This is a genomic window from Povalibacter sp. (genome assembly GCF_036520495.1).
Lineage (GTDB): Bacteria > Pseudomonadota > Gammaproteobacteria > Steroidobacterales > Steroidobacteraceae > Steroidobacter.
Genome location: NZ_DATDJO010000047.1, coordinates 61,347 through 88,011, shown reverse-complemented (window position 1 = coordinate 88,011; position 26,665 = coordinate 61,347). Strand labels below are relative to the sequence as shown.

The 26,665-nt window shown below is 63.0% G+C and carries 30 protein-coding genes; 8 read left to right on the top strand and 22 right to left on the bottom strand.

Annotated features, from left to right (window positions below; all coding sequences use genetic code 11):
* Positions 1–29: 29 nt before the first annotated feature.
* Together VIZ63_RS17325 and VIZ63_RS17320 are read right to left on the bottom strand one after the other, a co-directional pair.
* Positions 30–380: a hypothetical protein gene (locus tag VIZ63_RS17325; RefSeq protein WP_331610940.1), complete on the bottom strand. Its 351-nt coding sequence runs from the start codon at positions 378–380 to the stop codon at positions 30–32.
* 10 nt (positions 381–390) lie between these two features.
* Positions 391–870 (bottom strand): polymer-forming cytoskeletal protein, encoded by a 480-nt coding sequence (locus VIZ63_RS17320; protein WP_331610939.1) that lies wholly within the window; start codon positions 868–870, stop codon positions 391–393.
* 540 nt (positions 871–1,410) lie between these two features.
* Here VIZ63_RS17320 and VIZ63_RS17315 point away from each other — a divergent pair.
* Positions 1,411–1,875 carry a (2Fe-2S)-binding protein gene (locus VIZ63_RS17315; RefSeq protein ID WP_331610937.1) on the top strand — a complete coding sequence of 155 codons (465 nt, stop codon included), beginning with the start codon at positions 1,411–1,413 and terminating at the stop codon, positions 1,873–1,875.
* Between the two features lie 2 nt (positions 1,876–1,877).
* Positions 1,878–4,067 (top strand): xanthine dehydrogenase family protein molybdopterin-binding subunit, encoded by a 2,190-nt coding sequence (locus VIZ63_RS17310; RefSeq protein WP_331610936.1) that lies wholly within the window; start codon positions 1,878–1,880, stop codon positions 4,065–4,067.
* A 122-nt stretch (positions 4,068–4,189) separates the two neighbouring features.
* On the opposite strand, the gene VIZ63_RS17305 is transcribed toward VIZ63_RS17310, so the two are convergent.
* From VIZ63_RS17305 to VIZ63_RS17280, 6 genes are all read right to left on the bottom strand, one after another.
* Positions 4,190–4,369, bottom strand: coding sequence for a YbdD/YjiX family protein (locus VIZ63_RS17305; protein WP_331610935.1), 180 nt, complete (start codon positions 4,367–4,369; stop codon positions 4,190–4,192).
* On the bottom strand, positions 4,366–6,405 hold the full coding sequence (locus VIZ63_RS17300) for a carbon starvation CstA family protein (RefSeq protein ID WP_331610934.1): 2,040 nt from the start codon (positions 6,403–6,405) through the stop codon (positions 4,366–4,368). Before VIZ63_RS17300 ends, VIZ63_RS17305 begins: the two co-directional genes overlap by 4 nt.
* 108 nt (positions 6,406–6,513) lie before the next feature.
* On the bottom strand, positions 6,514–7,257 hold the full coding sequence (locus VIZ63_RS17295; protein ID WP_331610933.1) for a histidine phosphatase family protein: 744 nt from the start codon (positions 7,255–7,257) through the stop codon (positions 6,514–6,516).
* 117 nt (positions 7,258–7,374) lie between these two features.
* The gene (locus VIZ63_RS17290; RefSeq protein ID WP_331610932.1) at positions 7,375–7,698 is read right to left on the bottom strand and encodes a hypothetical protein; all 324 of its coding nucleotides are present in this window, start codon (positions 7,696–7,698) and stop codon (positions 7,375–7,377) included.
* A 15-nt stretch (positions 7,699–7,713) separates the two neighbouring features.
* Positions 7,714–8,247: a c-type cytochrome gene (locus VIZ63_RS17285; protein ID WP_331610931.1), complete on the bottom strand. Its 534-nt coding sequence runs from the start codon at positions 8,245–8,247 to the stop codon at positions 7,714–7,716.
* A 163-nt stretch (positions 8,248–8,410) separates the two neighbouring features.
* Complete coding sequence (locus VIZ63_RS17280; RefSeq protein ID WP_331610930.1) at positions 8,411–8,914, bottom strand: hypothetical protein; 504 nt, start codon at positions 8,912–8,914, stop codon at positions 8,411–8,413.
* 103 nt (positions 8,915–9,017) lie between these two features.
* On the opposite strand from VIZ63_RS17280, the gene VIZ63_RS17275 reads away from it, so the two are divergent.
* Positions 9,018–10,097 (top strand): VOC family protein, encoded by a 1,080-nt coding sequence (locus tag VIZ63_RS17275; RefSeq protein WP_331610929.1) that lies wholly within the window; start codon positions 9,018–9,020, stop codon positions 10,095–10,097.
* A 144-nt stretch (positions 10,098–10,241) separates the two neighbouring features.
* Here VIZ63_RS17275 and VIZ63_RS17270 read toward each other — a convergent pair whose 3' ends face one another.
* Both VIZ63_RS17270 and VIZ63_RS17265 read right to left on the bottom strand, forming a co-directional pair.
* Positions 10,242–11,108, bottom strand: coding sequence for a fumarylacetoacetate hydrolase family protein (locus tag VIZ63_RS17270; protein WP_331610928.1), 867 nt, complete (start codon positions 11,106–11,108; stop codon positions 10,242–10,244).
* 9 nt (positions 11,109–11,117) lie between these two features.
* On the bottom strand, positions 11,118–12,665 hold the full coding sequence (locus tag VIZ63_RS17265; RefSeq protein WP_331610927.1) for a class I adenylate-forming enzyme family protein: 1,548 nt from the start codon (positions 12,663–12,665) through the stop codon (positions 11,118–11,120).
* Positions 12,666–12,890: 225 nt separating this feature from the next.
* Here VIZ63_RS17265 and VIZ63_RS17260 point away from each other — a divergent pair, with 225 nt between their 5' ends.
* Positions 12,891–13,193: a hypothetical protein gene (locus tag VIZ63_RS17260; protein WP_331610926.1), complete on the top strand. Its 303-nt coding sequence runs from the start codon at positions 12,891–12,893 to the stop codon at positions 13,191–13,193.
* A 163-nt stretch (positions 13,194–13,356) separates the two neighbouring features.
* Positions 13,357–13,893, top strand: coding sequence for a BON domain-containing protein (locus VIZ63_RS17255; RefSeq protein ID WP_331610925.1), 537 nt, complete (start codon positions 13,357–13,359; stop codon positions 13,891–13,893).
* 65 nt (positions 13,894–13,958) lie between these two features.
* Here the strand turns inward: VIZ63_RS17255 and VIZ63_RS17250 are convergent, their stop codons facing one another.
* The 3 genes from VIZ63_RS17250 to VIZ63_RS17240 form a co-directional block, all read right to left on the bottom strand.
* Positions 13,959–14,903 (bottom strand): 2-dehydropantoate 2-reductase, encoded by a 945-nt coding sequence (locus VIZ63_RS17250; RefSeq protein ID WP_331610924.1) that lies wholly within the window; start codon positions 14,901–14,903, stop codon positions 13,959–13,961.
* A 69-nt stretch (positions 14,904–14,972) separates the two neighbouring features.
* Positions 14,973–15,341 carry a DUF2784 domain-containing protein gene (locus VIZ63_RS17245; RefSeq protein ID WP_331610923.1) on the bottom strand — a complete coding sequence of 123 codons (369 nt, stop codon included), beginning with the start codon at positions 15,339–15,341 and terminating at the stop codon, positions 14,973–14,975.
* The gene (locus VIZ63_RS17240; RefSeq protein WP_331610922.1) at positions 15,341–15,622 is read right to left on the bottom strand and encodes a hypothetical protein; all 282 of its coding nucleotides are present in this window, start codon (positions 15,620–15,622) and stop codon (positions 15,341–15,343) included. The genes VIZ63_RS17245 and VIZ63_RS17240 overlap by 1 nt, the downstream gene beginning before the upstream one ends.
* 109 nt (positions 15,623–15,731) lie before the next feature.
* Between VIZ63_RS17240 and VIZ63_RS17235 the strand changes: the two genes are divergently transcribed.
* A complete protein-coding gene (locus VIZ63_RS17235; RefSeq protein WP_331610921.1) occupies positions 15,732–16,169 on the top strand; it encodes a hypothetical protein in 438 nt (145 codons plus the stop codon).
* Positions 16,170–16,236: 67 nt separating this feature from the next.
* Positions 16,237–17,514 carry an aminotransferase class I/II-fold pyridoxal phosphate-dependent enzyme gene (locus VIZ63_RS17230; protein WP_331610920.1) on the top strand — a complete coding sequence of 426 codons (1,278 nt, stop codon included), beginning with the start codon at positions 16,237–16,239 and terminating at the stop codon, positions 17,512–17,514.
* Here VIZ63_RS17230 and VIZ63_RS17225 read toward each other — a convergent pair.
* The 5 genes from VIZ63_RS17225 to gtdA all read right to left on the bottom strand — a co-directional run bounded on the left by VIZ63_RS17225 (position 17,444) and on the right by gtdA (position 23,722).
* A complete protein-coding gene (locus tag VIZ63_RS17225) occupies positions 17,444–19,030 on the bottom strand; it encodes an AlkA N-terminal domain-containing protein (protein ID WP_331610919.1) in 1,587 nt (528 codons plus the stop codon). The two genes, VIZ63_RS17230 and VIZ63_RS17225, sit on opposite strands and share 71 nt — an antisense overlap.
* 167 nt (positions 19,031–19,197) lie before the next feature.
* Positions 19,198–19,836 (bottom strand): maleylacetoacetate isomerase, encoded by a 639-nt coding sequence (gene maiA, locus VIZ63_RS17220; RefSeq protein WP_331610918.1) that lies wholly within the window; start codon positions 19,834–19,836, stop codon positions 19,198–19,200.
* A gap of 14 nt (positions 19,837–19,850) precedes the next feature.
* Positions 19,851–21,902 (bottom strand): acetate--CoA ligase family protein, encoded by a 2,052-nt coding sequence (locus VIZ63_RS17215; protein ID WP_331610917.1) that lies wholly within the window; start codon positions 21,900–21,902, stop codon positions 19,851–19,853.
* A gap of 53 nt (positions 21,903–21,955) precedes the next feature.
* Positions 21,956–22,639, bottom strand: coding sequence for a fumarylacetoacetate hydrolase family protein (locus VIZ63_RS17210; RefSeq protein WP_331610916.1), 684 nt, complete (start codon positions 22,637–22,639; stop codon positions 21,956–21,958).
* Positions 22,640–22,681: 42 nt separating this feature from the next.
* A complete protein-coding gene (gene gtdA, locus VIZ63_RS17205) occupies positions 22,682–23,722 on the bottom strand; it encodes a gentisate 1,2-dioxygenase (protein ID WP_331610914.1) in 1,041 nt (346 codons plus the stop codon).
* Between the two features lie 191 nt (positions 23,723–23,913).
* Between gtdA and VIZ63_RS17200 the strand changes: the two genes are divergently transcribed.
* Positions 23,914–24,396 carry a MarR family winged helix-turn-helix transcriptional regulator gene (locus VIZ63_RS17200; protein ID WP_331610913.1) on the top strand — a complete coding sequence of 161 codons (483 nt, stop codon included), beginning with the start codon at positions 23,914–23,916 and terminating at the stop codon, positions 24,394–24,396.
* 15 nt (positions 24,397–24,411) lie between these two features.
* On the opposite strand, the gene VIZ63_RS17195 is transcribed toward VIZ63_RS17200, so the two are convergent.
* The 4 genes from VIZ63_RS17195 to VIZ63_RS17180 form a co-directional block, all read right to left on the bottom strand.
* Positions 24,412–25,176 (bottom strand): DNA-binding domain-containing protein, encoded by a 765-nt coding sequence (locus VIZ63_RS17195; RefSeq protein ID WP_331610912.1) that lies wholly within the window; start codon positions 25,174–25,176, stop codon positions 24,412–24,414.
* A gap of 9 nt (positions 25,177–25,185) precedes the next feature.
* Positions 25,186–25,443 carry a hypothetical protein gene (locus VIZ63_RS17190; protein ID WP_331610911.1) on the bottom strand — a complete coding sequence of 86 codons (258 nt, stop codon included), beginning with the start codon at positions 25,441–25,443 and terminating at the stop codon, positions 25,186–25,188.
* 174 nt (positions 25,444–25,617) lie between these two features.
* Positions 25,618–25,956 carry a BON domain-containing protein gene (locus VIZ63_RS17185; RefSeq protein WP_331610910.1) on the bottom strand — a complete coding sequence of 113 codons (339 nt, stop codon included), beginning with the start codon at positions 25,954–25,956 and terminating at the stop codon, positions 25,618–25,620.
* Positions 25,957–25,994: 38 nt separating this feature from the next.
* Positions 25,995–26,420: a hypothetical protein gene (locus VIZ63_RS17180; protein ID WP_331610909.1), complete on the bottom strand. Its 426-nt coding sequence runs from the start codon at positions 26,418–26,420 to the stop codon at positions 25,995–25,997.
* Positions 26,421–26,665 lie beyond the last annotated feature (245 nt).

The following is a 26,665-nucleotide window of genomic DNA, read 5'->3' as shown; positions in this document are numbered from 1 at the left end:
CGTCCTTGAATCGAGAACCTTCGAACGTCCTATCGCGAGCCCGTCGGCGCCAGCACGTCGACGGAGAGAGTGACGGTGCGCGATTCGTTGTTACCCAACGCTCCGACACCGATGACTTTGCGGGCGATCTCTTCGCCCCTGTCATTGCGGATCGATACCACCACGGAATACTCCCATGCCGTGCCAGCCTGCGGATTGCGGAACGAGCCTTCGACACGCAGCGCGGAGAACGTCGGCTGCGTGCGGCGTTCGACGATCGCTTTCGAGTCGAAACGCAGATGGTGTTGGCAGCCCGGACAGATGGCGGCGCTTTCGAGGATCGTGGCCTTGCAGTGCGGACAGATCCTCGTCTTTCCGGGCGCCGCGGTGCGGCTGTTCATCGGTCAGGAATCAGCCTTTGGGCTTTTCGTCCCAGCCGAATTCCGCGCGACCGCGCATCCGGGAACCGGCCGCGACGGTGAGCGAACCCGCCTTCAGATCGCCGTTGAGAACGCCGGTCTGCAGCAGTTCGACACGCGAGGCGGCATCGATGTTGCCTTCGAGTTCGCCCCCCACCACGACCGTGTGCGCACGCACACCACCGGTGAGATGAGCCCCGGACTCGATGGTCAGGTTGCCCTGCACGTGCACGTCGCCTTTGAAGTTGCCGGCGATGCGTACGTGACCGGTACCTTCGATCTTGCCTTCGATGGTCAGTCCCGCTGCGATCACGGATTCCTTGCTTCCCGCCGCCGTGTCGGGGCGCGTCTGTGGCGCGGTGCGTGCCGGCTCAGCGACGGCTACTAGCGTCGAGGCTGTCTTTTCGGGTTCTTTGGCAGCAGGATCAGGCCCGCTCTGTTCCCGGCCGTACTGATCTTTCCACAACGCCATGACGAACCCTCCTGTGGACATGCCTTCGAATGCGGTCAGCGAAGACCGTCGAAGGTAAATACACAGCGCGAGTACGAAGTGTCAAACAGGCCGACACTTCTGTCGGGAGTTACAGACATCGAGAAAGGCGGGAATCGATCTGAAGCGGGGCGGGCGGAGGCGGGGTTCGCTCAGGCCCGCCCGCAAGAACCAGCCGGGACGGCGGGCTCTCGCGGGGAAAGACGTCGATCAGCCGATGCTGTCGAACGTCATCATCAGCGTGATGGCCACCGTGCCAATCAGGAACGCCAGATAGATGATTTCCATGACTTTATCTCCTTACTGCCTACTTTATATTGCAATGCACAATAGCAGTAAGCCTAGTTAAGTCAATTGCCTCTGTCACCTATTGTTGCAAAGCAACACGCAGTTCACAAAAAGGCCGGCTGCCGTCTCTGCCGATATGTGCGTACAAGTCCCTGCGCTCCAGCGCCGACTTCGCGGCGTATATTCCGCACGACATCGGACCTGATACCGATTCGACAACATGGGGGGACTCGCATGCTGAAGCTCACCGTCAATGGCAAGGCTCACGATGTCGAAGTGGCTGACGACACTCCGCTGCTGTGGGTTTTGCGTGACACCCTGGGAATGACAGGAACCAAGTTCGGATGTGGGATGGCGTTGTGCGGTGCATGCACCGTGCACATCGATGGGGTCGCGATGCGTACCTGCATCACTCCGGTGAGTTCAGTGGTCGGCAAGTCGATCACCACCATAGAGGGGCTGTCTGCCGATCGCAGTCACCCAGTGCAGCGGGCGTGGATGGAATTGGATGTGCCGCAGTGCGGCTACTGTCAGTCGGGTCAGATCATGTCTGCCGCGGCGCTGCTCGCGACAACGCCGTCGCCCACGGACGCCGATATCGACACTGCGATGTCCGGCAACTTGTGCCGATGTGGCACGTATGTGCGCATTCGCAAAGCGATCCATCGCGCCGCTGAACTCACCGGCAAGGAGGGCTGATCATGTCGCTCGACGAAATGAAGTCCTCTCTGTCGGATCGCGCCGTTGAGCCGCGTGTCGAATTTTCGCGGCGCAGTTTTCTGAAGTCGGCGGCCGCTGCGTCCGGCGGCTTGGTGATCGCGATCTGTCTGCCCGGTTGCAGCGGTCCGGAGAATGCGGCGCAGCGCGCCGGACCGGCCAAAATCGTCGAAGCGAATGCCTGGTTGCGGATCGGCACCGACGGCGCCATCACCGTGCTTTGCGATCGTTCCGAAATGGGCCAGGGCGTGTACACGGCGTTGCCGACACTGATCGCGGAAGAACTCGGCGTATCGCCGGAAACCATTCGCGTCGAGTTCGCGCCGCCGGGTGCTGCCTATGTCAACAATCTGCTCGGGGCGCAGGTGACTGGCGGCAGCACCAGCGTGCGCGATGCATGGGACAAGCTGCGCATGGCAGGTGCTGAAGCGCGAGAACGGATGGTCGCGGTCGCAGCGGAGAAATGGAGCGTGCCGGCCTCGCGCTGTTCCGTGGAGGACGGCTACGTCATTTTCACGAACCGCCGGGCGGCGTTCGGCGAACTGGTCGAAGCCGCCGCAGCGCTTCCCAAGCCCGCCAACGTACAACCGAAGGATCGCGACAGCTGGCGTTTCATCGGCAAACCGCAGAAGCGTCTCGATACAGCATCGAAGGTCGATGGCAGCGCGCAGTTCGGTATCGATGTGCGCTTGCCCGACATGCTGTATGCGGCGCTCGCACAATCGCCTGAGCTGGGTGCCACGGTCGACAGCTTCGATGGCGAGAAGGCGAAGACCATGCCTGGCGTTCGCCAGATCGTGCAGACCTCGAAAGGCGTCGCGGTCGTGGCCGACAGCTGGTGGCAGGCAAAGCAGGCACGCGATGCACTCGTCATCAAATGGAAATCGGGATCGAATGCCAGGCTGAATAACGCAGCCATCTACGCAGGATTGAAATCGGCCGCGCGCGGCGCCGGCAAGGAAGTTCGCAAGGAGGGCGATGTGGATGCGGGTTTACGTGCGGCAGCGAAACGCGTCGACGCCGTCTACGAACTGCCGATGCTGGCGCATGCAACCCTCGAACCGCAGAACTGCACGGTCGAGTTCAAGGACGGCAACTGTCATGTCTACGCGCCAACCCAGGTGCAGCAGATGGCGCAAGCCGTAGCTGCCCAGGCGTCGGGACTGCCAATCGAAAAGGTGTTCGTGCATACGACCTTTCTCGGCGGCGGCTTCGGGCGCCGGCTCGATGTGGACTTCATCCCTCCGGCTGTCGAGGTGGCAAAGGCCGTCGGCAAGCCGGTAAAGCTGCTGTGGACCCGCGAAGATGACTTTTCGCACGATGTGTATCGGCCGCCGGCGCGCAACACCTGCGCCGCTGCGCTCGATGCGCAGGGCAATCTCACCACGTTCAAGTTGCAACTGGTGGCGCCATCGATCACAGCGCGCTGGGCGCCTGCCGTGGTGAAAGACATTGTCGATCCGTTTGCGGTCGAGGGGGCGCACAACTATCCGTATGCGGCAGCGAATGTCCGGGTCGACTATGTGCAGCACGAGATCGGCATCGACGTGGGTTACTGGCGATCCGTGAGTCACGCACTGAACTGCTTTACGGTCGAGAGTTTCATGGACGAGGTGGCGCACTCCGTCGGCAAGGATCCCTATCAGTTCCGTCACGACCTGCTGAGCAAGCAGCCGCGCTGGCAGGCGGTCCTGGACGCTGCTGCGAAGAAGGCGCAGTGGGGGCGTCCGCCGGAGGGGCGCTACCAGGGCATTGCTCTCATGTCGGGGTACGACACGTACCTGGCGCAGGTTGCCGAGATCTCCATGGACGGCGACAAGCTGCGCGTTCACCGGATCGTTTGCGTGATCGACTGCGGTCAGATCGTGAATCCCGACATCGTGCATGCGCAGGCGGAAGGCAGCATCATTTTTGGCCTGACGGCCGCGCTCTACGATGACATCAACATCACTGCGGGCAAGGTGAAGGAACAGAATTTCCACGAGTACCGACTGATGCGCATCAATGAGACGCCAGCGGTGGAAGTTTATTTTCTCGAAAGCGAGGAGAAGCCCGGCGGGATGGGCGAGCCTGTAGTCGCGTTGGTTGCCCCCGCGGTATGCAACGCTATCTACGCGGCAACTCGCAAGCGCCTGCGCACGTTACCCGTAACGAAGCATGGAATCGCGGTGTGACTGACGGTGCTCAGGTAAACGTTGATCAAGTCGCGTGAATGCGCGGCTTGATCACTGGCTTGCCTGTTGATCTGGATCCCGTCCCTGCGACGGGACACGGGAAAGACTCGATCAGTCGTTACCTAGCAGCAGCGCTGTACGCCGCTCCACTTACGCTGTTGCTGGTGCAGGTAGAACGCGCGGCGGCTCATGGGCGGCTGATCGGCGTGCGCGCCGCGGTGATGTTGCAGGTACTGCTCATAGGCGTTGTCCGTCGCCAGCGTGCGCAGGAATTGCCAGAGGGTTTGCAGGCGTTTCTTCATGCGCGAACCTCCGCAACGGCCGGCGCTTCCGAGCTGGGCAGAACCGGCAGGCCGCGAACCACGCGGCTCGCGACCCGCAGCATGTCGGCGATCACGATCCACAGAATCGCGGTGAGAACAATCACCAGCACCGCATCGAGCCGCTGGTTGAAAATCAGTTGCGGCGCGACGGCTGCCTGTTCCGGGCTCATTGCGCCGGATGCCAGCTTGCCAGCGAGCTGATTGGCTGCCGACACAAAGCCGATGCGCGGATCGGGTGAGACGATCTTTTCCCAGGTCGCCACCGTGGTGATGATGGCGATCCAGCCCAGCGGTACGGCCGTCACCCATGCATACCGCAACTGTCCCTGTTTGATCAGGATGCCGGTGGCGACCGAGAGCGCGATGCCGGCCAGCAGCTGGTTCGCGATTCCGAACAGCGGCCACAGGATGTTGATGCCGCCGTTCGGATCGACGACGCCGATGTACAGGAAATATCCCCAGCCCGCGACGACCAGCGCGCTCGACAACAGAATCGACGGATACCACGACGTCTCGCCGAGCGGCCTCCAGAAGTGCCCGAGGAAGTCCTGCAGCATGAACCGTCCGACGCGCGTGCCTGCGTCGAGCGTCGTCAGGATGAACACCGCTTCGAACATGATCGCGAAGTGATACCAGAGCGCGAGCATGCCCTGGCCGAAAGCCGACGAGAAAATGCTCGCCATGCCGACGGCTAGCGATGGCGCGCCGCCGGTGCGGGCGAGCAGCGTCGATTCGCCCATCGCCGCCGCCAGAGCGTGCATCTGTTCTGCCGTCACGGGGAAGCCCCAGCTGCTGATCGTCGTGACCGCGGCCTCGGCGGTCGCGCCGACGACACCGGGAGCACTGTTGATCGCGAAGTAGACACCCGGATCGAGCAGCGTCGCCGCGATCATCGCCATGAGGGCCACGCCCGACTCGAGCATCATGCTGCCGTAGCCGATCAGGCGCACGTCAGTCTCGTTGCCGATGAGCTTGGGTGTCGTGCCGCTCGACACCAGGGCGTGGAATCCCGAGATCGCGCCGCATGCGATCGTGATGAACACGAATGGAAACAGGGTCCCGCCGAAGATCGGTCCGCTGCCGTCGATGAACTGCGTGACCGCCGGCATCCTGATGTCGGGACGCATGAGGATCACCGCCAATGCCAGCAGCATGACGGTGCCGAGTTTCAGGAAGGTCGAAAGGTAGTCGCGCGGTGCCAGCAGCAGCCAGACCGGCATCACGGCGGCAATGAAGCCATAACCGATCACGAATGCCGCCAGCGGCTGGCCGCCGAAATCGAACCAGGTGTGCAGCGTCTCGTGTTCATTGAGGACGCCGCCGCCGATCACGGCCCCGAGCAGCAATGTGATACCGATCAGCGTGGCTTCGAGCACGCGTCCGGGCCGGATATTGCGCAGATAGACCCCGACCAGCACCGCGATCGGTATGGTCGCGAACACGGTCGCGGTCGCCCACGGGCTGTGCTTCATCGCATTGACCACGACGAGCCCCAGCACGGCGATGAGGATGAGCATGATCGTCAGCGTCCCGATCATGGCGGCATAGCCGCCGAGGGGGCCGAGCTCATCGCGCGCCATCTGGCCGAGACTGCGGCCATTGCGCCGGGTCGACAGAAACAGGATGGTCATGTCCTGGACGCAGCCGCCGAGCACACCGCCGACGAGGATCCACAACGTCCCGGGCAGGTAGCCGAACTGGGCCGCGAGCGTGGGGCCGATCAACGGTCCCGGCCCCGCGATGGCGGCGAAGTGATGGCCGAAGACGACCCAGCGGTGCGTCGGCATGTAGTCGCGACCGTTGTTCAGTCGCACGGCAGGCGTAAGCCGGGCGGAATCGACGCACAGGACGCGAGTCGCGATCCAGGCGCTATAGAAACGGTAGCCGATGGCGTAGATGCAGATCGCGGCGACCACGATCCACATGGCGTTGACGGTTTCGCCCCGGTGCAGCGCGATTCCCCCAACCGCGAAAGCGCCGATTACCGCAACGAGACCCCACGAGAGCTTACGCATCGATGGTCCTCATTCCCTGCCGATAGTCAGTCAGCCGCGATACGGCGGCGAGGTCGATGCGGCGGCGCCTATTTTAGTTGGATTCGCGCCTGAGCCGAACGGCCTGGTTCATTGGCCGGCTGCGGTGATTGGCGCGCCGCCCCATTCGGTGCAGAAAAGCCTGTCGTCGCGCAGTTCGGTCTTGATGACCCCGGTATTGGGCAGTGGATGACTGACCATATAGTCGGCAGGCACGTTGGACGTGAGTATCGGGACGAGAAGTCCCAGGGTGGCGCTGTGCGACACGATGACGACGATACCTGTGTCGTTGGCATGCCGGTTCATCAGTTCGCGCACGAACGGCAGAAAACGACGCTGTGCATCCAGCAGGCTTTCGCCTGTGCCGATCCTGGCATTCACGTCCTTGTCGACGAGCCACTTGCGGGACAGTTCGCGGTACGCGCGCGCGCCATCCGGCGCGTCGATCGGCAACCCTGAATCGATTTCGACTACGGCCGGCGCCAGTGACAGGCTCAGTCCATGGCGGAAGGCTATGGCATCCGCCGTCTGGATCGCACGCAGGCGCGTGCTGGCGTAGATCGTGGTGATGGGCATGCCAGCAAGCGACTCTCCGAGCGCGAGGGCCTGTTGCACCCCCGTACGCGTCAAGGGATAGCTCACGCCGTCATCGGGTGCCGGGTGCGCGATGGAGTCGACGTTGATCTCGCTCTCGCCGTGACGGATGAACCAGAACTGGATCGGTTGTTCCGGGGTTGTCTCCGCCGCGAAAGTCGGGAAAGCAAACCCCGCCGTGAGGCTCAGGGCGGCGGCTACGAAACGTCTGCGGCTGTGCGATCGGCAGGGCTGGCTCATGCGATTCGATCAGTCACTCTGCGCCGCAATCCGGCGTGAGCCATCTTGTACCTTATCGGCGACAGCAGGAGAACTGCCGCAACACAACAATCGATGCAAACGCGATCCGCTGCCGGATCAGTCGTTGACGTATTCGCTGCAGACGTTGGGCTGGGCCTGCAGTACCGATCGAAGTCCAACGGGCTGCCACGTGCCATTGCTGGTCACTTCGATCTGAGTCACGGCAATGAGGGCCAGCATCGTGTACTGGTCGCGAGTGGGTTTATCCAGTTTCACCATCCAGCACTTCTGTGCATCCAGATGCAGGCGGCCCTGGTGCCAGCCGCCCTCGATGGCGCTGGACTGAATGCGCACCACCGCCCCATTGCTGACGGGTGGTGCTGCAGCCAGGGCGGTCGCGACGAGTCCGGCGGTGAGGCAGGCGATGGTTGTTCTTTGCATGGCGCCCACCCGCACTTACCCAGGAAATTTCACAACGGGAGTCGCCGAAGCCTTGCCAGGAGGCACCCAGGCCGGCGCCTGCTGGCCCGCCGGTCCGAGCGTACGGATGTAGTGATAGAGGGCGAGCAGATCCTGGTCCGTCATGTCGCGCAGCGCGAACCACGGCATCGGCGGACGGGCGGGCTGGCGGGCGACCAGGAGCCACTGCTCCGCAGTCAGGTTCTGCACGAACAGGCGAAGATTGATCGGGTAGGTCGTGCCCCACGGACCCTGCCAGCCGATCGAGTCGCCGATGAGCCAGTCTTTCTCGGCGACCGTGCCGTTGCTGCCGGCATAGCCCGGGGTATGGCAATCGTTGCAACCTGCGGTGCGTGCCAGATACCGGCCGCGCTCGACCACGACCGTATCGATGACTGCGCCGGAGCCAGGGTGATCTGCGGCGGGCCGGATTGCGGCTTCCCGGGTCTGAGAGGCGGCGAGCGAGAACATCGCGGCCGTCAGGCCGGTCAGCAGGATAGCGGCCGAGCCGCAGATGATGCGTTTCTTCATGATGAACTCCGGAAAATCTGGTGATTGCGCGGATGGCAATCGATGCAGTCATTCTCGCGAGGGGCGCTCCACGCAACATCGACCGGAGGAGCCAGCTCGCGGCCGCCGGCGGAGCCATGACGATAGTGAGGGGCGGCGCGCTGACGACCGTCAGCTGCGTGCTTTACAGCGGTGGGATGAGCGCGGGGCGAGTGGCCGGCTGCAGCACCGTCCAATTCTCGATGCATGTTTCGTAACTTACGCGGCCGGCATGAACTTCCAGGATTCGCACGCGCTTGAGTTCGATGAAATCGCCGCATTCGATCGGTGCGTTGACGATGCCATCACCGGCATAGACGAAGCGCACCGAGAACTCATCGATGATCTGCCGCGGGTTGCCGTTGCGGCGCAGAGACGTGAACTCGGGATCGCGCATGCCGCCGACCTCGCGCACCTGCTGCCTGATCACGGCATCACGGCCGACGACGCGCACGTTGCGACTCGGTGCCACCCACGTGACATTGGTGGCGTAGATGTCGCGCGCCGTGGTCAGGAAGCTGCTGTGTGCTTCCAGCACGCTGACGGCGGGCATCACGGACTGGAACATGGTGTCGCTCGATGTCTGCGAATGTGCGAGGTCGACAGAGTAGTCGGCGAGTGTTGCGGATCGATCGGCCAAAGGAGCCACGCACGCCTGCATGTCGCGCCTACTCATCGCAAAAGGGGCGGCGTATGCTCGGACGCCCGCGCAGGCTGCAAGCCGATCGGCTCAATCCAGCAGGAGTAAAGCGATGACGGACAGGACGCTACGGGGACGCTTTGTCTGGCACGAACTCGTGACGCCGGACACGGCCGCGGGCCACAAGTACTACAACAGCGTATTCCAGTGGAAAACAGTGCCGTGGGATCAGGATTCCGGTTACACGATGTTCGCGACGGGCGGCGAACGCATCGGTGGCACGGCCGCGCTGACTGAAGGCACGCCGCACTGGTTGCATTACATCGGTACCCCCGACCTGGAAGCATCGCTGGCGCTGGCGACGAGTCTCGGCGCTACCGTGGTCAAAGGCCCGACAGTCATCGCCGATGACAGCCGCTATGCCGTATTGACCGATCCTCAGGGTGCGCTCTTCGCTCTCTACTCCAGTACGCGCGTCAATGGCGAAGAGCGCACCCCGCGGCGGGGTGAGTTTTCCTGGATGGAACTCGCGAGCACCAATGCCAATGAGGCCCTGCGCTTCTACTGTGAGCTGTTCGGCTGGGAGCGGACCGCTGTCCATGACATGGGCCCCCTGGGTTTCTACTATCTCTTCGGGCACAACGGCCGTGACATCGGGGGCGCGTTCGACAAGCCTGTAGAGATGCCGGGGCCACCGGCCTGGCTCGGTTACATCCGGGGTAAGGACCTCGACACGGTCGTCGCCAAAGCGAGGGCAGGTGGTGGCACGCTGATCAATGGGCCGATGGAGGTTCCGGGTGGGGACTGGATCGCGCAATTCATCGATCCGCAGGGCGCGATGTTTGCGGTGCATGTCATCAAGGCGGATGTCGAGGCGGCGAAAGCCAGGGTCAGCGAACCGGCGGTCTCGGCATCGCGCGCGCAGCCCGCGACCAAGGTGGGGAAAATCGCTGCCAGGAAGTCGGTGTCGACCCCGAGGAAGTCAACGTCGACAAGGAAGAGGTCAACACCGATCAGAAAAAAGGCAGCTGCCAGGAAGAAAGGCGCCACGAAGAAAAAAACTGTGAAGCGTTCCGGTGGCAAAGCGGTTACAGTCCGCAGCCGGTCACGCAAGGTCAACAAGGTCAAGGCGACACCCCGGAAAAAATCCGGCAGCAAAAAAGTCGTCGCCAGGCCGAAAAAGGGCAAGTAGCTCAGGGGTGATGAGTCAGAGACATTCGAAGGGATTTCCGCCGTTGTCGGGCTGAAGTCTGAAATGCGGTGCTGGTGCTCCGGTACACGCAACAAGAAGTTCGAAAAGTCTCTTGCAGGCTGAAGGTAGGAAGATCGTGGCTTCCTACCTTTTATTTTGCCCGCTGACTGTCACGCGCAGAGCGCCGATGCCGCCGATTCCCGCCTCGATGACATCGCCGGGCACGACCGGCCCGACACCTTCCGGCGTTCCCGTCATGATGATGTCGCCCGGATATAGCGTGTATTGCGCTGCGGCATACTCGATGAGTTGCGGCACATCGTAGATGAGGTGGCGCGTGTTAGTGCGCTGGCGATCGACTCCGTTCACCTGCAGCCACAGCTCGAGATCACCGGGATCGGCAATCTCATCGCGTGTGACGAGCCACGGGCCGAGCACCGAGTAGGTATCCGGCGATTTGCGAAAGCTGCGGTCTTCGCTGCCCCGCACTGTCATGTCGAGTGCCACGGAGTAGCCGGCGACATGATCGAGTGCCTGAGCGGCGATGATGCCGCGACACTCTCGGCCGATGATGACCGCGAGTTCGCCTTCATGATCATGCCGACGGTCAGCAAACGGCAGCGTCACACCGGACGCCTGACCCACCAGCGAACTGTTCGCCTTCAGAAAGAGCCCGTAGTAGTCGATCGTGCGCACGTCGTTGCCGACATTGATCTGCCGGTCGGCCCGGGCTTCGTCGATATGTTTCTGGTAGTTCACCGGTGCGCCGATGATCTTGGTCGGATTCGCAACGGGACTGTCGAGATGGCAGTCGGCGAGCGCTCTGCGCGGCGCGTGCTCCAGGGTCTGCTCGATCAGGGGACGCAGGCGCGCGAGATTCGCAATCAATTGATCCCCGGCGGGCAGCGGCCAGCGCAGCGACGGCAATGTGTCCAGTACAGCGGATACATCCGCAACGCTGTCGCCGAGAACGACGCCCAGGCGATGTTGATCGAAACGGCACAGGCGCATGGTGATGCCTCAGATGGGTCGCGTCCGGCCCTGCCAGTAGTCGGCGCGGGCCACGTTGCGCTGGATTTTTCCGATCGGCGTGCGCGGCAGCGCCGGAACGAACTTCACGAGCCTTGGACGCTTGTGTCGCGCGATCTGGGTCGCGCAGAAATCGATCAGGGCGTCGGCGGTCACGGTAGCAGTCGATTTCAGGACTACGTGCGCGGCGGGTGCTTCGCCGCTGCGCTCATCGGGAATACCGAAAGCCACGCATTCGGCGACCGCCGGATGTCGATACAGGGCATTCTCGATCTCCGCCGGATAAATGTTCTCGCCGCTCTGGATGATGACATCCTTGATGCGGTCGACCAGCGTCAGGAATCCCGCGTCATCGAAGTAGCCCACGTCGCCGGTGCGTAACCAGCCGTCTTCGCGGAAGCACTGCGCCGTAACCTCGGCCTCGCCAAAGTAGCCGGAGAACACGTGCGCGCCGCGTGTGCAGATTTCGCCTGTTTCGCCGGCCGCGGCGATGCGGCCATCCTCCCGAAAAATCTCGACGGCGACATCCGGTGCTCTGCGCCCGACAGTGGCGATGCTCGCTACTGGATCGTCGGGTCGGCGAATGGTGATCGGACCGGTCTCCGACTGGCCGTAATTTTCCGTGAAGCGGACTTGTGGCAACGCAGCCCTCACGCGCGCAAACAAGTTGGGCGACATCGGCGAACCGGCGTAGGACAGCTCGCGCAGGCTGCTGAGCCGTCGCTCCGAAAATTCGGGGTGGCTGATGAGGTCGTTGAGCTGGGTCGGCACGAGCAGCGCAGCCGTGATCTGTTCGCGTTCCACCAGTTCGATGAATCGACCGGCATTCCAGGTGCGCAGCAGTACCGCCGTGGCGCCGAGCAGGATGGCAGGTGCAAAGCAAACGAACAGCCCGGCGGCGTGAAACAGCGGCGTTGCGATCCCCACGATGTCATCGCTGCGCCAGCTGAACCGGGTTGCGGCGGTGAGTGCCGATGTGTGGCGCGCTCTGTGGCTCACGACGACGGCTTTCGGCGTGCCTGTGGTGCCGCCGGTGAACGTGATTGCCAATGGATCATCGTCTGCCAGATCGACCGCAACCGGCGCCGCTGGCGCCGCGTCCAGCAGTTCTTTCAGGGTGGGCAGACGGGCGTGGCCGTCAGGTTGCGGCGACTCGTCGAGCAGCACGGCGAGTTCGGCGCCGTTGCGCGCCAATGCCGGCACGACCGCTGATGAGCAGGAAGAATCGAATAGCACCATACGGGCCCCGATCCGCGCCAGCATGGCGGCGATGTCGTTGGTCGTTGCGCGCACCGACAGATGGGCCGAGACGCAGCCGGCGCGGGCCGCGCCGAAATAGACGATGGCGTATTCGGGAATGTTGGGCGCGACGATCGCGAGCCGCGTACCGCGCCCCAAACCACGAACAACCAGCGCCTGCGCAAACCGGTCTGCTGCCGAGTCCAGTTGGGAATAGGTCAACTGCCGCCCATCCTGAGTCACGGCAATCCGGTCAGGGTGGCGGCGCGCAGAATTTCGCAGAAAGTCGCCCGTCAACATCGAAATGAATCCGGCAGCTGCTGTATTGGGCTTGAAAGGCCCACCCCAGGGGTATTGTAAGCCATCCTTACAATATGGGTGAGGGGTGACGGTGGCTGGTACCGAAGGATATGGTCAGCGGGACCCGCCGGGCCTTTGCTAAGATCGCCGCCTGCAAGAAACGGTCGACCGGAACCCAGCCGGGTGTCGGCGATCCATCGTCCCGGCAAACTCGAGTATTCGTAAATGAAGGCAGTACGCGGCAAGGCATTCAACGGTCAGCGCATCGTGCTCGACAACAAGTCGTTCACGGAGTGTCACTTCAAGGATTCGACGTTGATCATCGAAGGCACGGGTCTCTTCGAAATGCAGAATTGCAAGATCGAGGAAGATTGCCGCCTCGCGGTCGAAGGCCCCGGTCAGGTGTTGCTGCATCAACTGAAGATGATGCTCTACTCGGGCGGCTGGATGTCGCGCGTTGCCGATAACGTGCTGCATGCAGTCAAGCAGCCGCCGAAAGCCAGGAAGAAGGCAGTGCCTGCGGCCTGAGCGCGAGCGGCAGGGCCTACGATCGAGCTGCCGACAAAGTTCCCGCATCACGCGCTTTAATTTGCGGCCGTCATATCAGACGGCCGCATGTCATTCCCATCGGAACTGGGTTGCGGCCTGCGGCATTACGCAGCCGTAAACACAGTCAACACAGGTGAATGTCATGCGGAAATTTCCGACTCTGGTTCTTGGTCTCGGTCTCGCAGCAGTTTCGTCCGGCGCCATCGCCGACAATGCGGCGGGCAAGAGCGACGCAAGCCTCGCCGGCAGCGTCAAGTCTGCATTGATCAGCAACGATGCCACCAAGGCGCGTCAGATCAACGTCGAGACCCATGGCGGCGTAGTGCAGCTCAACGGTTTCGTTGATTCGGCAGCGGCCAAGGCCGCCGCGGAAACCACCGCAAAGAACGTCGCTGGCGTGACGAAGGTCGAGAACCAGCTCTCGATCCGCGATCCGAATCGCTCGACTGGCGAAGTGGTCGATGACACCGTCATCGCTGCCAAGGTGAAGGGCGAGATCGCAGGTAAAGCGGGCCTCGGCACGGCATCCGACGTCAACGTCGAAGTCAACGCAGGCATCGTGGAACTGAGCGGCTTCGTCGCTACGACGGCCGAGAAGACTCACGCGGCAGAAGTGGCCGGCGGCATCAGCGGCGTCAAGGAAGTTCGCAACAACATCTCCGTGAAGCCTGCCGGCTGATCGATCTGAAATACTTTCGATGAAATGAAAGAGGTGACGCGTATGGATCAACGTGATCCTGCGCGTCACCTCGGCACGTTCAACCGGTTCTCCACCATCTGCGCCAGCGCATAGAGCGTTTCGAGCGTAGGCATGGCCACTCCATTCTTGCGTCCGGATCGCACGACGTTGCCGAGGATGGCCTCGATCTCCATCGGCCGGCCATTTTCATAGTCCACCGCCATGCTTGTCTTGTAGCCGGGAAGCGCGCGCGTGTCGGCGATCATGCGATCAACCAGCTTCGGATGCAGCGCATGTCCGGCAGCCGCTGCGGCGGCACAGACTTCCTCCATCGCCCGGCGGATGAGTGCCTGATTGTCGGAGGTACGCAGCATCATTTCGGTATCGAGCCCACCGCCAAGGACGGAGATGGGATTGAACGCTGTATTCCAGACGGCCTTCTGCCAGCGCGCGGTAACGACAGCGTCAGTGAGCGCGCAATTGAACTGGCTGGCATCGAACAATGCGGCGAGGCGCTGTGCTGCCGGGGTGGTGCCCGACGGATATCGTCCCAGGCTCAGCGAGCCGAGCGCCTGATGGACGATATCGCCCTGGCCCGTGCGGCTGACTTGCACGAAGGCCAGTGCGCTCAACAGTTCATTGTTCGGGAACGCCGCGGCAATCTCGGCTTCGATGTCCATACCGTTCTCGATCAATACGATGACGGTATCTGGTCCGACCGCAGGCTTGATCAGCGCGGCGCGGTCGACTTGCGGCAACACTTTCACCGTCAGCAAGAGATAGTCCGGCGGCGACGCGCGCTGCGAGACGTCGCGCAACACGGCATGCGGACGAAACACGTGATCGCCCAGTACGACGCTGCGGATCGCGTAGCCATGTTGCTGAACGTGGTCGTAATCCGATCGGCAGACCACGGAGACCTGCGTTCCCTGCCGCGACAGCGCTGAACCGTAGAGCGCGCCGATCGCGCCTGCGCCGACGATCAGGATAGAGGGAGATGCTGCTGTCATGGTGCCGATGCCTGCAATTGCAATGAAGCAGGCATCGTAACGGCTGCCGTCCGGCAGGGCGAACTTTGCTCAGCGGGTGCGTCGCGAACGACGGATGAGAATGGCGTAGACGACAAGGTTCAGCAGCAGCACGAAGCTGCCGATCGCGAGTTGAGCATTGCGCGTCAGACCGTCCGGATAGATCAGCGCGGTGATGTAGTGATCGATGAAGCCGCCGCTGTAGTCCGACTCGCCGCCGCGCACGCGCAGTGAATTTTCGAGCGGTGTCAGTGGGCAGTAGCGACCACTGAACTCGATCCAGATGCCCCAGGCGACCGCCGGCAGATGCAGCCAGACGATTCGTGGCCATCGCAGTGCGAGCAGGCCGCCGGCCACGACGAAAACAATGAACGCAAGATGGATGATCAGGACGACGTCGGCGAGCGCCCCGAAAATCATCAGTGCAATGTCGGCCGGAACCAGACTTCCGACCCGATCGGAACGTCGGCCGGGCGCAGTTCGCGGAAGGCGCAGATCCAGCGCGCCTCGTCGCCAGGAATCAACTCCGCACTGAACGACAATGTCATGACGGAGGGTAGCGTCGTACCGTCCGGGCGACTGATCTCGACCATGACATCGCCTGGACCGTCGAACTCGCTCACACGCGGTCCCGGCGCGACGACCAGCGGCAGGTCATGGAGCTGGAAGGAATCGGCGACGGTCAGGAGTTTCTGCGGCATGGCGCGATGATATGCGAACGGCTTGCGGCACCGGCGTATGGCCGTTCGGGCGATTGTCGCGGCGGGCGCACCTGTCAGGCTCGGGCTCAAGGGGAGCAAAGGAGCGGTCATGCCCACGTTTGCGGAAATGATGCAGCGCATGCTCGGCGCGCAAGGACAGGGCTCCACGGCGAAGACCGTCGAAATCTTCGGGTGGTTGATCCTGGCGGAAGGCGTACTGCTGTTCCTGGCGCCGGAGTTCGCCGCCTCATTGCTGCGTCTGCCGACGCTTTCTGAGCAGGCGGCGAACTACCTGAGACTCGTGGGATTGCTGGTCGGCGGTCTGGGAATGCTGTACGTCGTCAGCGGCCGGCTCAATGCGCAGGGGTTCATCTTCGCTTCGCTGCTCGACCGGCCGCTGGTGCCACCGGTCATGGCGGCGCTGTGGCTGCTGAACCTGATCCCCTGGCAGCTGGCATTGCTGTTCGCAATTCAGGATTTCGGCAGTTTTCTCTGGACCTGGTCGGCGTGGAAGCGGGAATTCGAGCCCATCAAAGCCAAGATCTGATGGCGCGGCGGCGGGCAAGTCCGGATAATGCGCCCCGTTTTTTGCCCACCTGGTCCCGAGGATGATCATGCCGCAGTTGCCCGCCCTGAGTAGCGAAGACCTCCGCAGCTATCACAGCCAGATTCGCCAGCGTTATGACGCATTCGCCAAGCGCGGCCTCAAATTGAATCTGACGCGCGGCAAACCGTCGGCAGCGCAGCTGGATCTGTCGAATGAGCTGCTGTCCCTGCCGGGCACCGGCGACTTCATGTCCGGGAATATCGACTGCCGCAACTATGGCGAGCTGGCCGGACTGCCGGAACTGCGCGCGCTGATGGCGACGGTGTTCGGCGTCACGGCGGATCGCCTGATCGTCGGCGAAAACGCCAGCCTGTCGATCATGCACGACTGCGTCGCGTTCTCGATGCTGAAGGGCAACTGCGACAGCGAGCGTCCGTGGTCGAAGGAATCGCGCATCGCCTTCCTGTGCCCGGTCCCTGGCTACGATCGGCACTTCTCCATCTGTCAGGAGTTCGGCATCGAGATGATTCCCGTGCCGCTCACCGGGAACGGACCGGACATGGATGTGGTCGAGAAGCTCGTGGCGGGTGACCCACAGATCAAGGGCATCTGGTGCGTACCGAAGTACAGCAACCCGAGCGGCACGGTGTACTCGAACGAGACCATCGGACGTCTCGCCAAAATGAAGACTGCGGCGCGCGACTTCCGCATCTTCTGGGACAATGCCTACGCGGTGCACCACCTGACGCCCGAGCGCATCGAGATTGCGAACATCGATGCGGCCTGCGCGAGCCATGGCAATCCGAACCGCACCTTCATCTTCGGTTCGACGTCGAAGGTGACGTTCGCTGGCGCAGGTATCGGCGTGTTCGCGAGCTCGAAGGACAACGTCGGCTGGTATGTGAAGCGCATCGAGAAGCGCACCATCGGCGGTGACAAGCTCAATCAGCTGCGTCACCTGCGTTTGCTCAAGAACGCGGACGGCGTCGCAGCGCTGATGGATCGCCATCGCGAGATCCTGGCGCCGAAGTTCGAGTCGGTGCTGACGACGTTTACCGAGCACCTTGGCAATGCCGGCGTGGCTTCGTGGACGGCGCCCAAGGGCGGTTACTTCATCAGCCTCGATGTCATGGATGGCTGCGCGAAGCAGGTCGTGAAGCTGGCGAAGGAAGCCGGCGTCGAGCTCACTCCAGCGGGCGCAACGCATCCGTTGGGTAACGATCCGCAGGATCGCACCATCCGCATCGCGCCGAGCTTTCCGGAGCTCGCCGAGGTTACGCAGGCTGCCGAGGGCGTGGCGATCTGCGTGCTGCTGGCGGCGACTGAGAAACTGCTCGCGAAGTAAGTGAACTCCCGGACCTCCCCCGGGATGCGGGGGCGGTTGCAGCGGCGGCTTTTTTCTTCGCGAGCCCCGCTGCATTCCACAGGTGCATGGCCGCGTAGCCGCGCCAGGGCTTCCAGATCTCGGCGCGAAGTTCGAGCGCCTTCGTAGTGAGCGGCATCGCATCAGCCGCCGCCATCTGTCGCAGGATCAGATCGCCGGTCAGGAACGCGTCGGGCTCGCCGAGCGCCCGCAACGCGACGTACTGAGCGGTCCACACGCCAATTCCTGGCAGGTCAGCGAGGGCTGTGACGACCTCCTCGAAGCTGCCATTGAAGTCGATCGCGCCATCCGCAACGGCACGCGCGAGCGCATGAATCGCGGCGATGCGTGATCCGGTAATTCCCAAGCCATCGAGGCTGGCGGCGGCGAGCACAGCGGGGGGCGGGAACAGATGCGTGAGTCCGTCCGCGTCCTCGCTGATCCTCACGCCGGCACGATCCACCAACCGCGAGGCAAGCGTTCGCGCGGCCGCGACCGTGACTTGCTGTCCGAGCACGGCGCGCACTGCGCATTCGAACGGATCCCAGGCGCCGGGAATCCTCAACCCCGGACTCGCCTTCACCAGTGGGGCGAGCAACGGATCTGCCCGGAATGCGAGCGCGATGCGCGTCGGATCCGCGGACAGATCGAACATGCGTCGTGCCGCCGCCGACAACTGGAACAGCAGCGAGGGCGCGGCGCCACTCACGCGGAGTTCGAGGCCGTCGATGCCTTCGATCTTCTGCACGCAGACGATGGCGTGTCCCCCGTCGATCCTGACCGTGCGTGCATAGCCGCGTGCATCGATACGCTCGACGCCGGGAATCGCGCGCGAGGAGAGAAAGTTGCGCACGTGTTCCCAGTCGTACGGTGGACGGTACGCCAGTCGCAGGACGACCTCGTTGCTGTCTGGCAGGGAAGAGGAGCGTCGCTGCCTGCGCAGTTCGCGCGGCGCACGTTGGTAGGTCTTCTGAAACGCATCGTTGAAGCGCCGCAGGCTGCCGAACCCGGACGCCAGTGCAATCTCGGTGATGGACAGCTGCGTGTCATCGAGCAGTCGTTTGGCGAAATGCAGTCGACGCGTCTGTGCCACGGCCAGCGGCGAGGCGCCGACGTGCTGAATGAACAGCCGATGCAGGTGGCGCGGGCCGATACCGATTTTCTCCGCGAGTTGCTCGACCGACAGCCGATCGAGAGCGCCGTCCTGAATCAGTCGCAGCGCGCGACGTACCGCAGCGGACGTCCCGAGCCATGCGGGTGTACCGGGTGCGGCCTCGGGGCGACAGCGCAGGCAGGGTCGGAACCCGGCTTCGGCGGCGGCTGCAGCGGTGGCGTAGTAGCGGACGTTGATCTTTTTCGGACTCGGTGCCGGACACACGGGCCGGCAGTAGATACCGGTGGTCCTGACGGCGATGAAGAACCGGCCGTCGAAGCGCGGATCGCGACTGACGCGTGCGCGGTCGAGCGCTCTTTCGTCGAGGCCATGGATATCGTTCATCTGGCGGACGATACGCCCGCCATTGACAGTCGACTAGCCGCTTTCGGACCTGGATGATTTTGCGCAGGGAACGGAGGAAGACCTCCACGGGGGACACGGGGAAACAGGGGGTGGAAGAATCTCTTCTGGTCTTTTCTCGCCCCGTGTCCCCGTGGAGATTCTTACTCTTAGACCGCGTCTGGCTGCACTTCGGGTCGCGCGTCCGCAAATGCCGGCAGGGACTCCAGATGCGTGCTGATCGCGACCAGTGTCGGGAACGGACTGAGATCGGTGGCGAAGCGGCGCGCGTTGTACACCTGCGGTACCAGGCAGACATCGGCGATCGAGACGCTGTCGCCAAAACAGAAGCGCTGCGACGTCGAATGGGTCCGGGCCTGCTGCTCCAGTCCCCGTAAACCTTCGGCGATCCAGTGGCGGTACCAGGCATTCACGCCATCGTCGTTCTGGCCGAGCTGCTTGCGCAGGTAGTTGAGGACGCGCAGGTTGTTCAGCGGGTGGATGTCGCAGGCGATGGCCTGCGCCATGGATCGAACCTGCGCACGCGCGATGGCGCCCTGCGGCAGCAGCGGTGGGGCCGGATGTTTTTCATCGAGGTATTCGATGATCGCGAGCGACTGCGACAGTACGACGCCGTCGTCCTCCAGCGCGGGGAGCAAGCCTTGCGGGTTGAGCGCCAGGTACTCGGGCGCTTTGTGTTCGTGCTTCGCGAACACCTTCGGAATCGACTCGTACGCCAGGCCTTTCAGGTTCAGTGCGATGCGCACGCGAAAGGCGGCGGAGCTGCGAAAGAACGTGTAGAGCTTCATGGTCGGTTCCAGTGCTATTTCCAGATCATCAGGGCATCGAGTGCCTGCGCGCCGTCGGGTCCGCAGCGCAGCGGATTGATATCGAGTTCCTGCAACGCGGGTTGCGTGCAGATCAGGTCTGCGACCGCGAGGATAGCAGCGATGATTGCATCGCGATCGACGGCGGGTGCGCCGCGCCAACCGTCGAGCAGCGCACGGCCGCGCAGTTCATCCAGCATTTCGCGCGCGTCGATGGCGCTCAACGGAGCGAGCCGGATGCTCACGTCCTGCAGCGCTTCGGCCTCGATGCCACCGAGACCGATCAGAACGGTCGGGCCATAACTCGGATCGCGACGCGCGCCGAGGATCAGGTCGACGCCGGTGGGTGCCATCTCCTCGAGCAGGTAGCCGCGCATGCTGCGGTCGCCTGGAATCGCATCGATCTTCTGTAGCGCCGATTCCAGTTGTGCAGTCGTGCGAATGTTCAGATGCACGCCGCCGACCTCCGTCTTGTGGGTGATGGCAGCGTCCAGCACTTTCGCGACGATGGGCTTGGTCAGTCCGTCGAACGTGACCAGTGCTTCCTGCGCCGTGCGGCAAGCCTGCGATCGCGGCGAACGAATACCGTGCGCGGCCAGCAATGCTTTCGCCGCAGCCTCATCGCGCGCCGGCGCCGCTGCTGCGGATAAGCGAGCGACTGCGGCTGGCGTCGCCAGACGATGACGCGCTCGGGAATCCTCCACCAGCGCCCGCGCCGCATTGGCGGCCCGTTCCGGCGATTGATACGCGGCGATCCCGGATTCAGCGAGCTGCGGCAGCGTGCGTTCGATCGAGGATTCCAATCCCAGCGTGGCGAAGATCAACGGCTGGCGCACCGCGCTCTTCACTTTGGCGAATACCGCGACCGGATCGAGTGCTGCCGGTTCGTCCAGCGCGAACGTGATCAGGGCGTCGATGGCCGGATCGCGCGCGCCCGCCATCAGCACGTCCGCGAACGCCGGCGACGGACGTCCCGTGTCGATCGGATTGCGCAGGTAGGTCATCGGCGGCAGATGCTTTGCGACCTCGGCAACGGTGGCGTCGGACAGCGGCGGCACAGAGACACCGGCCGATCGAAGTGCGTCGAGAATGATGAGTCCGGGACCGGCCTGACCGGTGAGAATGCCAATGCCGGGATTGGTTTTTGGCGGAATCCGGCCTGCAGTGAACGCAGCGGCGCAGTCGATCAGCATCTCCGTCGTATCGACGACGATGGCGCCCGCCTGACGCAAGGCGGCAGCAGTCACCGCATGTGCGCCCATGAGATTGCCGGTATGGGATTCGGCGAAGTCCGCCACTTGTGCGCGCCCGACCGGCAGCACGACCACTGGCTTGCGCTCAGTCGCGGCGGTAATCGCGTCGTAGAGCTTGCGTCCTGCGCGCACGCCTTCCAGATGCACGGCAATGACTTGTGTGTCCGCATCGTCGGCGAGATAGCCGATCACATCGGCAGCATCGACATCGACTGAGTTGCCGAGACCGACGGCGAGTCGCAGTCCGAGTCCCTGTTTTCGCGCCAGGAAGGAGAGCGTCAGATTGACACCGCCGCTCTGCGCGACGATGCCGAGCGGACCGCTCTTGAAGTGCTGCACCGTCGGCAGGAAGCATGCATGACACTTCGTGCCCGGCTGCGTGTAACCGCTGGTGTTCGGGCCGAGCAGTCGCAATCCACTGTCCCTGCAAATGCTTTCGAGCTGTCGCTGCAAGTCGGCGCCCGACTCGCCGGCTTCACCGAAGCCGCCGCTGACGATGACCGCGCCGCCCACGCCGACGGCGGCTGCTTCGCGCAGTACGTCAGGACAGGCTGCGGCAGGGATGCCGAGGATGACCAGATCCGGAACCACGGGAAGATCCCGCAGCGACGCATAGGCGCGGCGCCCGGCGACTTCGCTGGCCTTGGGGTTCAATGGGAAGACGTCACCATCGAACTGACGCAATGCGTCGACGAGTTGGTAACCGACTTTTTCGGGACTGGCCGACGCGCCCACGATCGCGATCGATCGCGGGGCGAACAGGCGCGCAAGTCCGGACCGCTGCGCTGCTGTCATGCGTTCACATCCGTTGCGAGAAGTGCGTGGCGTTGAGTACCACGCACAGGACGTCAGCTGATCGTGGTGATCAGCGTATCGAGCCCATCGATGCCGCCTTCGAGATGATCGCCGGGCTTGACCGCACCGACGCCTGCCGGCGTGCCGGTGAAGATCAGGTCGCCAGGCGCCAGTTCGAACAGCGTCGATAGTTCGGAAATGATTTCCGGCACATCCCAGATCAGATCAGCGACATCGGCCTGCTGACGGAACTCGCCATTGACCTTGATCCAGATCTTGCCCTTGTCGAAGCCCTGGCCCTGCGCCGGTTGAATCGCCGTGATCGGCGCCGAACGATCGAAGGCCTTGCCCGTGTCCCACGGCCTGCCTGCATCGCGCGCTGCGAACTGCAGATCGCGCCGTGTGAGATCGTTGCCTACGGCATAGCCGAACACGTGCTCCAGTGCGGAAGCCGTCGCGATGTCCTTGCCGCCCTTGCCGATGGCAATCACGAGCTCGATCTCGTGATGCAGGTTGGCCGTGCGCGGCGGATAGGGAATGGTGGAGTTGTTGGGCACGAGCGCATTGGCGGGCTTCGTGAAAAAGAACGGCGGCTCACGATCCGGATCCTTGCCCATCTCGCGCGCATGCGCGGCGTAGTTGCGGCCGACGCAGTAGATGCGGTTGACCGGAAAGCGCTCGGCGCGTCCTTTGACTTCGACCGAGACCTGAGCAGGGGGCGGAAAGACGTAGGACATGAGTTGACTCTGTGCGATGACGGAAAGGATGGATGGGAGCGATCAGCCGCGCGACTCTTGCCACAGGCCGAGCTGTTCCTGCACGACCCGGTCTGAATAGCTGAACAGGACCGCGTCCTGATCGGCTTCGTGAGTGCACGGGACCCAGCTGGGCACGACGAAGATATCGCGCGGGCCCCACTCGAATGTTTCGTTGCCGACGCGGCTGCGGCCGCTGCCTTCCACGCCCGCGAACACCGTCGCGTCGGTGCTGCGACAGGCGCTGCCGCGAAAGCCTTTGGGCAGCAGCTGCATGAACGTTGCGATGGTCGGCAGGGCATGTCCGCCGGTGGCCGGATTGATGAAGCGCATCTTGAAGCCGTGGCAGGCATCGACGGGTGAGCCCTTCGCCAGACGCTCGAGCGCTTCGCGGGTGCGCGCGTAGGGATAGGAAAAGACGGGCGACGTCAGGGTCTGCGGTTGGTAATCCACGGGCAGCATGTTGGCGCCATAGCGGGCGAGGGCATCGCCGACCGGGCGTGCGACCTGCTGCTGATCCTGGCTCAGATCCTCGCAGAAGCCCGTATCCAGCAGCTGCACGATGGGAATATCCAGTCCGTCGAGCCACATCACGGGTTCGGTGGTCTCGCTGCCGTGATCGTGGAATGTCCAGGACGGCGTCAGGATGAGATCGCCCGGTTCCATGTAGGCGCGTTCGCCGTCCACAGCCGTAAACGCGCCTCGGCCTTCCAGTACGAATCGCAGGGCTGACTGTGTGTGCCGGTGCGCCGGCGCGACTTCGCCGGGCTTCAGCAATTGCACGCCGGCGTACAGGGAATTGGTGATCTTTGATTCACCCGCGAAGGCGGGGTTTTCCAGGATCAGAACGCGCCGCGTCGCTTCCCGGGCCGAGATGAGGTCGCCGGCTTCGAGCAGCGGCCCGCGCAGATCAGAGTACTTCCACAGCACGGGTACGCATTTGGGCTGGGGCTGCGGCGGCACGAGCGAATGCAGCACTTCCCACAGCGGTTTGAGATGGCGCGGGGCGATGCGCTGGTAGAAAAGCTGGCGAAGCCGGGCGATGTTTTCGGCAGGCACGGTCATGTGATTACCCCGCTGCAAGCGGTGCGAACGGCTGCGCCATTGTCGCCCAGTACCCTCCCGGCCGGAAGCCGGCAGGTGCACGGGAACGATGACAAGTGATTTAGTAAGGTGACCTTACAGTAAGCGGTTCGTACCGCTGGTGTCAATCAACGGTGTGGACGGCCAATCGGGCAGTTCCGTAGGATTCGATCATGACAGTGAAAGCCAAGAAAACCTCTGCCGCGAAAACGGTGCGGGTGATGGAAGTGCCCAAACGCGGCATCCTGGATCAGCTGCTCGGCTACCAGATCCGCCGCGCCCAGACCCGTCTCTTCGCGCATTTCGAGGAGCACCTGCAACATTTGAAGATCACTCCCGGCCAGCTCGGGCTGCTGGTGATGATTTCCGCGAATCCGGGCATCAACCAGGTCGCCCTGGCGCGTGCGGTGGGGATCGAGCGTGCCACGCTGGGCGAGTTCGTCGATCGGTTCGAGCGCGAGAAGCTGGTCGAGCGGCGCGGCTTGATCGGTGATCGACGCAGTTACGCGTTGCATCTGACGCGCCGCGGACAGGAGTTCCTCGACGAGGCCATTCCCGCCGTGATGGCACACGAGTCGGCCTTTACCGACCATTTCACTGCGGTCGAACGCGCCACGCTGCTCAAGCTGCTCGCCAAGATGGTGGACCGTCCCTGAGGCGGTCGTGAGTCGTCAGTCGCGTACGAGCATTTCGTCGCGAATCCAACCCTTCAGCAGGATCACGGCCCGCGTCGGTACGGCGTCGGCATCGTGCCAGTCACACAGCCGTTCGCAGAGCTGTTCGAACGTGCCTTGTGACGCCAGCGTCTGCAACGCGTCGGCCTCGTCGTCAGGCGCCGACCGGTAACGCGGCGTCAGTTCCTGACGCCAGATGAACCAGCTCTGCGGTGATGGGAGTGTCGCTGGCGGCGGCGGTTCCGCATTGTTCGTCAGCGCCTTGAACACGGCAGGAGCGTTCGTACTCATCTGCAACACTTTCACCGACGGATGCAGTTGCAGCCGCAGAGCGGCCCATTGCACCGGGTCGATGCTGTTCATGCTGCGTTCGGTGAGCGGTTCGACATCGGCCGCATCGAATGCAGCGGCGATCGCCCATTCCCACCGCGCAAGATCGGCGAGGATCGGCTGATCGGGATGGATGGACGCGAAATAGTCCGCGAGCTGGTCGCCCAGCCAGCGCACGGACGCGACAGTGGACGGATGCGCCTGAATGTAACCGTGCGCGACGGTATCGAAAGCTTCGCTGCCGAGCAGCTGTTGCAGTCGCGGATAGTTGTGAGCCAGAGCCTCCGCCAGACGCAGGCGATAGGCGCCTGCATAGACCGCGAGCCGGGTCGCCACGGGCACGGCTGCGGAGGCATGGATGACGGCGGCGATCGTCTCGTCCCCGGCAAGCACATGCCGCTGAAATGCTCGCTGTAGCTGCGCGAGATCCATGTCGATGTCTCAGGACTGCTTGCTGGATTCCTGCGCTTTCTCGCATTCAGCCTGCGGCAGCATCACATAGCCCTGACCCTTGCAGGCATTCTGACCGGCGCAGGCGTTCTTCGCCGTATGACAGGCGGATTTGCCCTTGCACGCATTGCCGCCTTCACATTTCACCGCTGCTTCATCTGCGGCAGTCGCGGTGGTGACTGCGGTCGACGCGAACAACAGCGCTGCTGCCGAAGCCAGGGCTGCACCGGATATTTTTCTAGGATTCATCTGCGAACTCCGAGGAAGGACGACTGCGAATAGCGTCAGTCAGTGGCTGTGCAGCCGGAGTATAAGCCAGCATCTGGTCCAGAAAGCCGCGCCAGGAATCTGTAGTCACGGCGCAAAAAAAAGCAGCGGGCGTTTCACAGAACGCCCGCTGCCTCCAGGACGGTTGGCTGACGACTACGAAGTCGCCTTGCGAATCTGCATCGCGTCCTTGACGCTCTTCACGCCATTGACGTCACGTGCCAGCTGCAGCGCCCGGGACCGTGCCTGTTCAGATTCGACGAATCCGCTCAGGGACACATTGCCCTTGAACGTATCGACGTTGATCTGATGAGCCTTGGTGACCGGATCTTCGATGAGCTTGGCCTTCACCGTCGCCGTGACCACGCCATCATCGATGGCTTCGCCCGTCGACTGCTGCGACGGTGTGGAACTGCACCCCGCCACCAGAAAACCACCCAGCATCGCAGCGACCAGCAGGGCCCCCGTGCGCTTACCTACGTTAAAGATACTCATTGAGCGCTCCTGTTCTGATTATTCCTGTTCATCGTTATTCAGCCAGCACCGTCACGGCGCATCTCGGCCTGCCGCTTGGCAGTCTCGAGATCTGCATCAGCGCGATCCTTGCAGTCGGCCTGTGCCGAACCGCTCAGGGACTCGCACTTTTCGCGGGCAATCTTGTGATTGGCTTCGGCCTGGGCGACCGCTACTTTAAAGTCGCCTTTCGCCGCTGTCTCGCTGGCGTCGCCGGCGGCATCAGCCAGTTCACTGGAATCACGGTCAGCCTGCGCATCAGCCACGTCTTTCTGCGCATCTGCCATGTTCTCGCGCGCGTCCGCCTGCGCGTCGGCTACATCGCGCTGCGCATCAGCTCGCGCATCAGCGACATCGTGCTGCACTTCTGCGGGGGACTCCGCCTTGTTGCACCCTGCTACCGCGATACCCGCGGCCATGATCATCAGAACTGAATAAAGTTTCATTGGTAGATCCTCATCGTTGGAAGTCGATTCGCGCCCGGTGCGCGGCCCTTACCTGCGTCGTTTAACGTGCGGTCGAATTCAAGGTTCCAGGCGCGGCAGTTGCAGCGTCGCCACGTCGCGACGGGGATTTTGCAAGGAACTCGCAGGATGTGATCGCGTTACTGCAGACGTCGGAAAGAATCCGTCAGGCAGTCCTTGCATTTCCCCATTTCCCTTAGATGTCTTGATGTCCACGTCCTTGCTCA

Bases quoted from the DNA above. Each gene is read 5' to 3' on its own strand.
- VIZ63_RS17325 (WP_331610940.1), bottom strand. From the start codon at position 380: ATGAACAGCCGCACCGCGGCGCCCGGAAAGACGAGGATCTGTCCGCAC.
- VIZ63_RS17320 (WP_331610939.1), bottom strand. From the start codon at position 870: ATGGCGTTGTGGAAAGATCAGTACGGCCGGGAACAGAGCGGGCCTGAT.
- VIZ63_RS17315 (WP_331610937.1), top strand. From the start codon at position 1,411: ATGCTGAAGCTCACCGTCAATGGCAAGGCTCACGATGTCGAAGTGGCT.
- VIZ63_RS17310 (WP_331610936.1), top strand. From the start codon at position 1,878: ATGTCGCTCGACGAAATGAAGTCCTCTCTGTCGGATCGCGCCGTTGAG.
- VIZ63_RS17305 (WP_331610935.1), bottom strand. From the start codon at position 4,369: ATGAAGAAACGCCTGCAAACCCTCTGGCAATTCCTGCGCACGCTGGCG.
- VIZ63_RS17300 (WP_331610934.1), bottom strand. From the start codon at position 6,405: ATGCGTAAGCTCTCGTGGGGTCTCGTTGCGGTAATCGGCGCTTTCGCG.
- VIZ63_RS17295 (WP_331610933.1), bottom strand. From the start codon at position 7,257: ATGAGCCAGCCCTGCCGATCGCACAGCCGCAGACGTTTCGTAGCCGCC.
- VIZ63_RS17290 (WP_331610932.1), bottom strand. From the start codon at position 7,698: ATGCAAAGAACAACCATCGCCTGCCTCACCGCCGGACTCGTCGCGACC.
- VIZ63_RS17285 (WP_331610931.1), bottom strand. From the start codon at position 8,247: ATGAAGAAACGCATCATCTGCGGCTCGGCCGCTATCCTGCTGACCGGC.
- VIZ63_RS17275 (WP_331610929.1), top strand. From the start codon at position 9,018: ATGACGGACAGGACGCTACGGGGACGCTTTGTCTGGCACGAACTCGTG.
- VIZ63_RS17270 (WP_331610928.1), bottom strand. From the start codon at position 11,108: ATGCGCCTGTGCCGTTTCGATCAACATCGCCTGGGCGTCGTTCTCGGC.
- VIZ63_RS17265 (WP_331610927.1), bottom strand. From the start codon at position 12,665: ATGTTGACGGGCGACTTTCTGCGAAATTCTGCGCGCCGCCACCCTGAC.
- VIZ63_RS17260 (WP_331610926.1), top strand. From the start codon at position 12,891: ATGAAGGCAGTACGCGGCAAGGCATTCAACGGTCAGCGCATCGTGCTC.
- VIZ63_RS17255 (WP_331610925.1), top strand. From the start codon at position 13,357: ATGCGGAAATTTCCGACTCTGGTTCTTGGTCTCGGTCTCGCAGCAGTT.
- VIZ63_RS17250 (WP_331610924.1), bottom strand. From the start codon at position 14,903: ATGACAGCAGCATCTCCCTCTATCCTGATCGTCGGCGCAGGCGCGATC.
- VIZ63_RS17245 (WP_331610923.1), bottom strand. From the start codon at position 15,341: ATGATTTTCGGGGCGCTCGCCGACGTCGTCCTGATCATCCATCTTGCG.
- VIZ63_RS17240 (WP_331610922.1), bottom strand. From the start codon at position 15,622: ATGCCGCAGAAACTCCTGACCGTCGCCGATTCCTTCCAGCTCCATGAC.
- VIZ63_RS17235 (WP_331610921.1), top strand. From the start codon at position 15,732: ATGCCCACGTTTGCGGAAATGATGCAGCGCATGCTCGGCGCGCAAGGA.
- VIZ63_RS17230 (WP_331610920.1), top strand. From the start codon at position 16,237: ATGCCGCAGTTGCCCGCCCTGAGTAGCGAAGACCTCCGCAGCTATCAC.
- VIZ63_RS17225 (WP_331610919.1), bottom strand. From the start codon at position 19,030: ATGAACGATATCCATGGCCTCGACGAAAGAGCGCTCGACCGCGCACGC.
- maiA (WP_331610918.1), bottom strand. From the start codon at position 19,836: ATGAAGCTCTACACGTTCTTTCGCAGCTCCGCCGCCTTTCGCGTGCGC.
- VIZ63_RS17215 (WP_331610917.1), bottom strand. From the start codon at position 21,902: ATGACAGCAGCGCAGCGGTCCGGACTTGCGCGCCTGTTCGCCCCGCGA.
- VIZ63_RS17210 (WP_331610916.1), bottom strand. From the start codon at position 22,639: ATGTCCTACGTCTTTCCGCCCCCTGCTCAGGTCTCGGTCGAAGTCAAA.
- gtdA (WP_331610914.1), bottom strand. From the start codon at position 23,722: ATGACCGTGCCTGCCGAAAACATCGCCCGGCTTCGCCAGCTTTTCTAC.
- VIZ63_RS17200 (WP_331610913.1), top strand. From the start codon at position 23,914: ATGACAGTGAAAGCCAAGAAAACCTCTGCCGCGAAAACGGTGCGGGTG.
- VIZ63_RS17195 (WP_331610912.1), bottom strand. From the start codon at position 25,176: ATGGATCTCGCGCAGCTACAGCGAGCATTTCAGCGGCATGTGCTTGCC.
- VIZ63_RS17190 (WP_331610911.1), bottom strand. From the start codon at position 25,443: ATGAATCCTAGAAAAATATCCGGTGCAGCCCTGGCTTCGGCAGCAGCG.
- VIZ63_RS17185 (WP_331610910.1), bottom strand. From the start codon at position 25,956: ATGAGTATCTTTAACGTAGGTAAGCGCACGGGGGCCCTGCTGGTCGCT.
- VIZ63_RS17180 (WP_331610909.1), bottom strand. From the start codon at position 26,420: ATGAAACTTTATTCAGTTCTGATGATCATGGCCGCGGGTATCGCGGTA.